The following is an 8609-nucleotide window of genomic DNA, read 5'->3' as shown; positions in this document are numbered from 1 at the left end:
GGAGGCGTTTTCCGTTCGTTCGTTGTGTCTTAACTCTCTCAGCCGTTCAAGTTCCTGTCAAATTGACCGGACTCGCTCGACCTGCGGGAATTAAGTGCCGCCCCCTTTCGGAGACAACCCCTCTAACTTACCAGCCAATCCGAACCGATGCGAAACCATCGGAGGAGCACCCGGAAGGTAGTGGGATTTGCGGGGTATCTTCGAGGCTCCTTGGGAGCCTCTCGTTCGCCCTGCGGGAAGTAACTCTAGCAGCCTGGCACGGCTGCTCAGGCCCACTCGGGTAATCAGGAGGTTCTTCCCTCACCACCAGACGCTCAAACCTCTCCGAGGAACCCCCTGCATGACACCGGCAGGCAAGCCGACGGCAAGTCATCCGCAATCGTCCCTCGGTACGAAGTACCTACGAGCAATCTGCGCTCTCGGAGGTGTCCGCCATGACCAGGTCGGAGTTCGACGACATCCGCGCTTTTCTCGCCGATGAGGCGACGCACGCTGGTGACCTGTTGCGGATCGCCAGGACTCTGATCGACGACCTTGAGCACGCCCGCATGCGTGAGGCCGTTCTGCGCACCCACTACCTGCGTCTGCTGACGGCCGCGCGGGCGACCGTGGCCTCCGATGCCGTGGACGCGGCCGATCCATTGACCTTCCTCAGGCACGAGCTCGCGGAACGCGGGCAGTTGCCGGCGGACGGCGAGGCCGTGCAGCGCATCCTGTCCGACGCCCGTACGGCGGCCGCGCTGCTCGCCTGCCTGGAGCAGCCGGCCCAGAAGCGCCCGCGCGGCATGCGCCTGCGCCGCTGCGTCGGCACCGGCCGCGCACTCCCCCGCTAAGACCTGCACCGTGCACCCTTCTCGGTAGCACCGGCACCCGCGCACCCTTCTCGGTGACACCGCCGTCCACGCGCCCTTCTCAGTGACACCACCGCCTACGCCCCCCCGGTGACTCCGTCACCCGCGCGCTGACACCTCGCACCCGCCAGGAAGCTCCCACGTCCGCCGCAGAACGCGGCTCCAGCGGGGCTCTGAATTCCGCAGCAACACATTTGTGCCAGCCGTGAATCTCCGCCCCGAAAATGAAGCTTCGCATTCCAGCTGCCAAGCCCTCGCGTCCACAGCCGCAACCGTCCTTGCTGACGGGATGGCGACTTCGGGCATACCCGCCCTTGGCGGGCCGCCTGTAAGACTTCCCATATGTGGCAGCGGGGGCTGAACTGGGCGGCAATCGCCATGGTCGGGGTATTCGGCCTGATGTGGGTCGGCATCGTGATCTATGCGGACCAGGGCTCGTCCCTCTGGATGCGCGTCGTGCAGGTCGTCTTCGGGTTCCTGTTGCTGAGCTGGGCCGTACGCAAGACCTTCTGGATGCTCACCAACAAGGTGTGAACCGCCCCTAAGGCTGGAACCGGTAACCCATCCCCGGCTCGGTCAGCAGGTGAACCGGATGCGCCGGGTCGCGTTCGAGTTTGCGGCGCAACTGGGCCATGTACTGGCGCAGGTAGTGAGTCTCCTTCAGGTAGGCGCTGCCCCACACCTCGGTGAGGAGCTGGCGCTGGCTGATCAGCTTGCCGGGGTTGCGCAGCAGGAGCTCCAGGAAGTGCCATTCCGTGGGCGTCAGGCGTACCCCTTCTGAGATCGTCTTGCGGGCGAGGTCGACGACGTGCTCACCCACCTGCACCGTCAGGTTCTCCTCGTCGTGCTGACCCGTGCGCCGGGTCACCGCGCGCACCCGCGCGAGCAGCTCGTCGATGCTGAACGGCTTGGTGACGTAGTCGTCCGCGCCCGCGTCGAGGGCGTCCACCTTGTCGGTGCTGTCCGCGCGCCCGGACAGGACGATGATCGGTATCGAGGTCCACCCGCGCAGTCCCTGGATGACGTCCACGCCATCGAGGTCGGGCAGGCCGAGGTCGAGGATGACCAGGTCGGGATGCCACTCGGCGGCCTGGCGCAGCGCCGAGCCCCCATCGGGCGCGACCTCCACCTCGTACTGCCTGGCCGCCAGGTTGACCCGTAGGGCCCGCAGGATCTGGGGCTCGTCGTCCACCACGAGTACGCGCGTCATGGGGCCCGCCGCAGCGAGATGGTCATGGTGAGTCCTCCTCCGGGTGTGTCCTCTGGGACGAGCGTGCCGCCCATCGCCTCGGTGAGGCCGCGCGAGAGTGCCAGGCCGAGCCCGACGCCGGTGTGGTTGTCGCGGTCGCCGAGCCGCTGGAAGGGCAGGAACACCCTTTCATGTGCTTCTGCCGGAATGCCGGGGCCCCTGTCGATGACGCGGATCTCGACGTGCTCGCCGTAGCGGCTCGCCCTGACGAGTACGCGCTCACCGTCCGGGCTGTGGCGGACCGCGTTGGCCACCAGGTTGACGAGCACCCGTTCCAGCAGCGCGGGGTCGGCCGAGATCTCGGGTAGTTCGGGCGGTATGTCGCTGGCGAGGCGATCACGCAGGGGGCCGAGGTCGTCCAGCGCGTGCGGCAGTACGTCCTCGATCGCCACCGGTTCGAGCTTGACGCCGAGCACGCCGGCCTGCAGACGGCTCATGTCCAGCAGGTTCGAGATGAGGCGGTTCAGCTTGATCAGCGACTCGTCGGCGGTGGCGAGCAGTTCGGTGCGGTCCTGGTCCGACCAGGTGACGTCGGTGCTGCGCAGGCTGTCCACGGCGGCTTTGGCCGAGGCCAGCGGGGTACGCAGGTCGTGGCCCACGGCGGCGAGCAGCGCCGTACGCATCCTGTCGGCCTCCGCCAGCGGTCCGGCCCGGTCAGCGGCCTCCCGCAACCGCTGTTGCCGCAGCGCCACCGCCGCCTCCGCCGCGAACGCCTCCAGCACGCGGCGGTCGCTGGCTTCCAGCAGGCGCCCGCGCGCGGCCAGCACCAGCCGGTCGTCGATCACGACGTCGGTGTCGGCCAGGCCGGGACGTGTGGCTGGCAGCCCACCGGACGTGGCCACAACCCGCCACTCCCCGGCACCGACGGCCCCCCACGACGCGAAGGACTCACCACCGCGCTCGGACGACTCACCGCCGCCCTCCGACGACTCACCGCGGCCCTCCGACGGCTCGCGGCCGCCCTCCGACAACCCGCCGTCCTTCAAAACCTCGCCGTCCTCCGACGACTCGCCGTCCCGGCCAGGTGGCCCCGGCTCTCCGGGTGTCGGGCCGCGTTCGAGCAGTGTCACCGCCGTCAGTCCGAACGTCTCACGCATCCTGGCCAGCAGCGACGGCAGCGCCGACTCACCACGCAGCACATGACCCGCCAGCGTCGCCAGCACCTCGGCGTCGGCCCGCGACCGCGCCGCCTCCCTGCTGCGCCTGGCCGCCAGGTCCACGACCGTGCTGACCATGGCCGCCACGAGCACGAAGATGACCAGCGCGAGCAGGTTCTCCGGCCTGCCGATCGTGAGCGTGTGCACCGGCGGCGTGAAGAACCAGTTGAGCAGCCCGAACCCGGCGACCGCCGCGGTCAGCGCCGGCCACGTGCCGCCCGCCAGCGCGACCGCCACGACGAGCAGCAGGAAGAGCAGGATCTCGCTGGGCAGCGTCAGCCCCGCCGGCCGGAGTACGGCCGTGAGCAGCGGCATTCCGGCCAGTGCCAGCGCCCACCCGGACAAACGCCGCGTACGGGTCAGCGCGGCCCCGGACCGCTGCCGATAGCGCCCGCCCGTCGTCTCGTGCGGAACCATGTGCACGTCGATCGCCCCGGACAGCGCCGTCGTCGTCACGCCCACGCCCCGCATCAGCAGCCGCCTGCGCCGCGACGCCCCGAGCACGAGCTGGGTGGCGTTCACGCCACGGGCGAACTCGAGCAGCGCCCGCGGCACGTCGTCGCCGATCACCTGGTGGTAGGTCCCGCCCAGGTCCTCGACGAGGGCGCGCTGGCGTACCAGGTCGGCGGGGTCGCCGCCCGAGATCAGCCCGTCGGCGCTGGTGATGTGCACGGCCAGCAGGTCCGCGCCCTTGCTTCTGGCCGCGATGCGCGCGGCCCGCCGTACGAGCGTGTCGCCCTCGGGGCCGCCCGCGAGCGCGACCACCACGCGCTCGCGCGCCTCCCAGGTGCCCGCGATCGCGTGGTCGCTGCGGTAGCGGCCGAGTTGTTCGTCCACCTTGTCCGCCGCCCAGAGCAGCGCGAGCTCGCGCAGCGCGGTCAGGTTGCCGACGCGGAAGTAGTTGGCGAGTGCGGCGTCCACCTGCTCGGGCCCGTAGACGTTGCCGTGGGCCAGGCGCCGGCGCAGCGCCTCGGGTGACATGTCCACCAGCTCGATCTGGTCGGCCCGCCGCACCACCTCATCCGGTACGGTCTCCCGCTGCGGCACCCCGGTGATCTCCTCGACGACGTCGTTCAGCGATTCGAGGTGCTGGACATTGACGGTGGAGACGACGTCGATCCCGGCGTGCAGGATCTCCTCGACGTCCTGCCAGCGTTTGGCGTTGCGCGAGCCGGGCGCGTTGGTGTGGGCCAGCTCGTCGATCAGGACCAGCGCGGGCGCTCGTTCGATGACGGCGTCGGAGTCCAGCTCGGTGAGCGTCACGCCCCGGTAGGTGACGGTTCGTCTCGGCAGGAGCTCCAGCCCTTCGAGAAGGGCGGCGGTACGGGCGCGGCCGTGGGTCTCGACGAGGCCCACGACCACGTCCCTGCCTCGCTCGCGGGCCCGGCGGGCCTCGCTGAGCATGGCGTACGTCTTGCCCACCCCGGGGGCCGCCCCCAGGTAGACCCGCAGCCGCCCTCTGGGCCTGCCTCCCATTCCTCCAGGTTACGGCTGGTACGGCGGCGCGACCCCCCACCCCCAGTGCGGCACCGGAGCCTGCTGCGGAGGCGTCGCGCCCGGCTGGGAGTTGTGCCTGGCCAGCCTGGTGCCCCATTCGATGTAGCCGGCGAACGCGGCCCTGAACTCGGGGTCGTCGGGCAGCCCCACTTCGTCGGCCGCGTCCATGAGCAGGTTCACCCATCTGCGGCGCTGAGGTTCGGTGATGGCCCTGTCCAGGTGGTGGCGGAGCATGCCCGCGTAGCCGCCGCGTTCCCTGGTGTAGCGGTCAGGGCCGCCGAAGACCTCGCCGAGCCACATGGCCACGTGTCTGGGGTGGTCCGGGTCCATGTGCGCGAACAGCGGGCCGATCAGGTCGTCCTTGACGACGCTGCGGTAGAACGCCTCGGTCAGGCGCTCTAAAGCCTCCGTGCCGCCCGCCCATTCGTAGAGCGTCGGCGCTGCGTTATCGGTCATGTAATCATGTAATCATCAGCACCCGAGGCGGACAAGGGGCTCGTGGGAAAACGAAAAAGTCCCCGGCCGCCGGATGATCCGGTGGCCGGGGACTTCTCTTTGGTAGCGGGGACAGGATTTGAACCTGCGACCTCTGGGTTATGAGCCCAGCGAGCTACCGAACTGCTCCACCCCGCGTCGGTGTGTTGATAACTACTCTACAGGCTTCCAACGAGTGCTCGAACCACTTTTACTTGCCACTCACACAAAAGCCCGGGTTCCGTTTCCGAACCCCGGGCCTCTGACCTGGTAGCGGGGGCAGGATTTGAACCTGCGACCTCTGGGTTATGAGCCCAGCGAGCTACCGAACTGCTCCACCCCGCGTCGTCCTTGCTTTTAAAGACTATCGGGCGGCGCGGGGTGGACGCAAACTGAATGGACTAAGAAGTGTTCTCCGTCGGCGACCCGGTCGGGGATGCCGTCGGTGGCGTGGTCGGCGTGACAGCCGGCGACGCCGGTGGTGAGGCCGGCGGCGAAGCTGGTGGCGAGGCCGTCGGTGAGGACGTGGGCGTCGCGGACGGTGCCGGTTGCTGCCGGTTGGCCCCCTCCAGCGCCGTCAGCGCCTCGTCCAGCCGCTTCTGCGCGTCGCCGTAGGCGTCCCAGTCCGGCGGGCTGGCCTGCAGGGCCTTCTCCGCGTCCGCATAGGCCTTCTTGGCGTTGGAGATCGCCGTGTTCAGCGCGGAGCTGGACTGGTTGTCCTGCGTCTGCTCCTGTTCCTGGGTCTGTTCTTGTTCCTGTTGTTGCTGCTCGGTGCCGAAGACCTGTTGCAGTGCCTCTTCCAAGGTCCGCGCCACACCGATCTTGCTGCCGAACGACACCAGGATCCGTTGCAGGATCGGGTACGGTTCCTGCCCGCCGCTGCCCGCGGCCACCTGGATGTACACCGGTTCGATGTAGACCAGGCCGCCCGCGTACGGAAGCGTCAGCAGGTTGCCGTAACGGACCGACGAGGCGCCGACCCCCAGCAGGTTCAGCTCACCCGCGAAACGGCTCTGGAACGCGTTCTGGGCCTGGCCTGGACCTGGGATGGGACTGCTCGACGGCATGCGGAGTATTCGCATCCGCCCGTATTCCCCGTCGGCCGAGGAGTCGACCGCCATGAACGCCGCCAGGTTGGGCCCCTGCCGTGGCACGAACGTCGTCGTCAGCGAGAACGTCGGCTGCCCGCCCGGCATCGTGGTGGTCAGGTAGTAGGGCGGCTGCTTGATGTTCTTGTCGCCCTGGGTCGGGTCGCCGGGGACGTTCCAGAAGTCCTGGCCGCTGTAGAAGGCGGCCGGGGTGGTGATGTGGTAGCGCGACAGGGTGTAGCGCTGCACCTTGAACAGGTCTTCCGGGTAACGCACGTGCTGGCGCAGTTGCGCGCTCATCTCGGTGGCCGGGCGGATGGTGCCGGGGAAGGCGTTGCTCCAGGTCTTGAGCACCGGGTCGTTGTTGTCCCAGGCGTAGAGCTTGACCGTGCCGTCGTAGGCGTCGACCGTGGCCTTGACCGAGTTGCGGATGTAGTTGATCTTGTCGATCGGCTGCTGGGCGATCACCCGGCGGTCGGTCGAGGTGTCCCGCGTCATGTCGCCGAGGCTCTCGCTCTGCGAGTACGGGTAGTCGTTGGACGTCGTGTAGCCGTCCACGATCCACTGCACCCGCCCGTCGATGATCGCCGGGTACGGGTTGCCGTCGAGCGTGAGGAAGGGCGCGACCTTCTGGACCCTGTCGCGCGGGTTGCGCACGTACAGGATCTTGGAGTTGTCGTTGATGTCGCCGGACAGGACGATGTTCGCCTCGCCGTACTTGGCGGCGTACAGCAGCCTGTTGAAGAACGAGCCGACGGGCACTCCGCCCTTGCCGGTGTAAGTGGTGTTCTTCTGGCCCGTGCCGCCCGTTTCCGGATAGTCGAGCTCCTGCGGGTTGTTCGGGTTGCCACCGGCGATCACGTACTCGTCGGCCGCCGCGGTCTCGCTCTCACCGAAGTAGATGCGCGATTCCTTCAGCTTCGTACTGTCCACCAGCGGGCCGATGACCGGCATGTCCTTGGCGTCGTAGGCGGGCAGGCCGCTGGAGTCGACCTTGTTGCCCGGCGCGGCGACGAAACCGTAGCCGTGGGTGTAGACCAGGGCCCGGTTGATCCAGTTGTTCTGGTCGACCGGCGGTCCCGTCAGCTCACGTACGCCGACGATGTGGTCGATCAGCTTGCCGTTGGCGTCGGGGTAGCGGTCCACGTCGAGCGGGTCGCCGAAGCTGTAGAAACCCCTGATGCGCTGCGTCTGCTGGAAGGTCGAGGAGAGCAGCGCCGGGTCGAGCAGGCGTACGCCCGAGACCGAGGTGTCGCCGTTGGCCTGGACCTTGGCCGGGTCGGCCTGCGCGTTGTAGTTCTCGACCTCGACCTTGTCGATGTTGTACGCCTCGCGCGTCGCCTGGATGTTGCGATCGATGTAGGAGGCTTCCTTGCCCTGCTGGTTGGGCTTGACCTGGAACTGCTCGACCAGCGCCGGGTAGACGCCGCCGATCAGGATGGCCGAGAGCACGAGCAGGCCGAAGGAGACCCCGGGCAACATCCCGCCCGGCCGCACCACGCCGGCGAAGAACAGCGCGGCGCAGATCAGCGCGATGATCGCGAGGATGGTCTTGGCCGGGAGCACCGCGTTGACGTCGGTGTAGGAGGCGCCGTGCACGAAGCCCCGGTCGGAGAAGACCAGGCCGTAGCGGTCGATCCAGTAGGCCACGGACTTGAGCAGCACGAAGACGCCCAGCAGCACGGACAGGTGTACGCGGGCCGCCCTGGAGGCGTGCACGCCGGGCGACTGCAGGCGGAAGCCGCCGTACAGGTAGTGCGTGATCGCCGCCAGCACGATCGAGATGATCACGGCAGTGAACAGGAAGTTCAGCACCATCCGGATGAACGGGTAGTCGAACATGAAGAACGAGATGTCCATCCCGAACAACTTGTCCGCCTTGCCGAACGCGGCGCCGTTGTTGAACTTCAGCCACGTCTCCCACTGGCCCGAGAACGAGGAGCCGGAGAAGATCGCGAGCAGCCCCATGCCGACGATGAAGATCAGCTTTCGGTGGGGGTCGAGCGCCATGCGGTAGCGGTCGGCGCCGCTGCCACCGCCGAACATCGCCGGCCCGAACATCGGCCGGGTCTTGAAGGCCAGCAACATGTTGCCGCCGGCAATGCCGACCATGAGCACCGCTCCGACCAGGAACAGCACGATCTGGGTCAGCACCATACCGCTGAAGACCGACGTGAAGCCGGTCGAGTCGTACCACAGGTAATCGGTGAAAATACCGGAGAAAAGGAAGAACAGCGCCACGATCGCCACGAGGGCGATCGCCACAGGCAGAAGCAGTCGCGGTCGGCGGGGC

At 68.0% G+C, this 8609-nt stretch carries 6 protein-coding genes and 2 tRNA genes; 2 read left to right on the top strand and 6 right to left on the bottom strand.

Translation table 11 applies throughout. The features are described from left to right. The first annotated feature begins 434 nt into the window (after positions 1-434). Positions 435-833 (top strand): hypothetical protein, encoded by a 399-nt coding sequence (locus tag AB0I81_RS61855; protein WP_360679599.1) that lies wholly within the window; start codon positions 435-437, stop codon positions 831-833. Positions 834-1193: 360 nt separating this feature from the next. After that, entirely contained in the window at positions 1194-1385 is a 192-nt protein-coding gene (locus tag AB0I81_RS61850; RefSeq protein ID WP_360679596.1) for a hypothetical protein, read from the top strand. A gap of 7 nt (positions 1386-1392) precedes the next feature. Here AB0I81_RS61850 and AB0I81_RS61845 read toward each other — a convergent pair whose 3' ends face one another. The 6 genes from AB0I81_RS61845 to AB0I81_RS61820 form a co-directional block, all read right to left on the bottom strand. Beyond that, positions 1393-2061: a response regulator gene (locus AB0I81_RS61845; RefSeq protein ID WP_360679593.1), complete on the bottom strand. Its 669-nt coding sequence runs from the start codon at positions 2059-2061 to the stop codon at positions 1393-1395. Next, entirely contained in the window at positions 2058-4733 is a 2676-nt protein-coding gene (locus tag AB0I81_RS61840; RefSeq protein ID WP_360679590.1) for a DUF4118 domain-containing protein, read from the bottom strand. The genes AB0I81_RS61845 and AB0I81_RS61840 overlap by 4 nt, the downstream gene beginning before the upstream one ends. A gap of 9 nt (positions 4734-4742) precedes the next feature. Continuing rightward, entirely contained in the window at positions 4743-5210 is a 468-nt protein-coding gene (locus tag AB0I81_RS61835; RefSeq protein WP_360679587.1) for a group II truncated hemoglobin, read from the bottom strand. A 100-nt stretch (positions 5211-5310) separates the two neighbouring features. Beyond that, positions 5311-5387, bottom strand: a tRNA-Met gene (locus tag AB0I81_RS61830). A gap of 109 nt (positions 5388-5496) precedes the next feature. After that, positions 5497-5573, bottom strand: a tRNA-Met gene (locus AB0I81_RS61825). Positions 5574-5629: 56 nt separating this feature from the next. Beyond that, positions 5630-8581 (bottom strand): UPF0182 family protein, encoded by a 2952-nt coding sequence (locus tag AB0I81_RS61820; protein ID WP_360679584.1) that lies wholly within the window; start codon positions 8579-8581, stop codon positions 5630-5632. Between the last annotated feature and the right edge of the window lie 28 nt (positions 8582-8609).

The sequence above is a fragment of the Nonomuraea sp. NPDC050404 genome (assembly GCF_040655495.1).
Classification (GTDB): domain Bacteria; phylum Actinomycetota; class Actinomycetes; order Streptosporangiales; family Streptosporangiaceae; genus Nonomuraea.
The sequence above is the reverse complement of the archived record's forward strand: the minus strand, read 5'-3'. Positions and strand labels throughout refer to the sequence as shown.

Coding starts and splice junctions, on each gene's coding strand:
- AB0I81_RS61850 (WP_360679596.1), top strand. CDS start 1,194: ATGTGGCAGCGGGGGCTGAACTGGGCGGCAATCGCCATGGTCGGGGTA.
- AB0I81_RS61855 (WP_360679599.1), top strand. CDS start 435: ATGACCAGGTCGGAGTTCGACGACATCCGCGCTTTTCTCGCCGATGAG.
- AB0I81_RS61845 (WP_360679593.1), bottom strand. CDS start 2,061: ATGACGCGCGTACTCGTGGTGGACGACGAGCCCCAGATCCTGCGGGCC.
- AB0I81_RS61840 (WP_360679590.1), bottom strand. CDS start 4,733: ATGGGAGGCAGGCCCAGAGGGCGGCTGCGGGTCTACCTGGGGGCGGCC.
- AB0I81_RS61835 (WP_360679587.1), bottom strand. CDS start 5,210: ATGACCGATAACGCAGCGCCGACGCTCTACGAATGGGCGGGCGGCACG.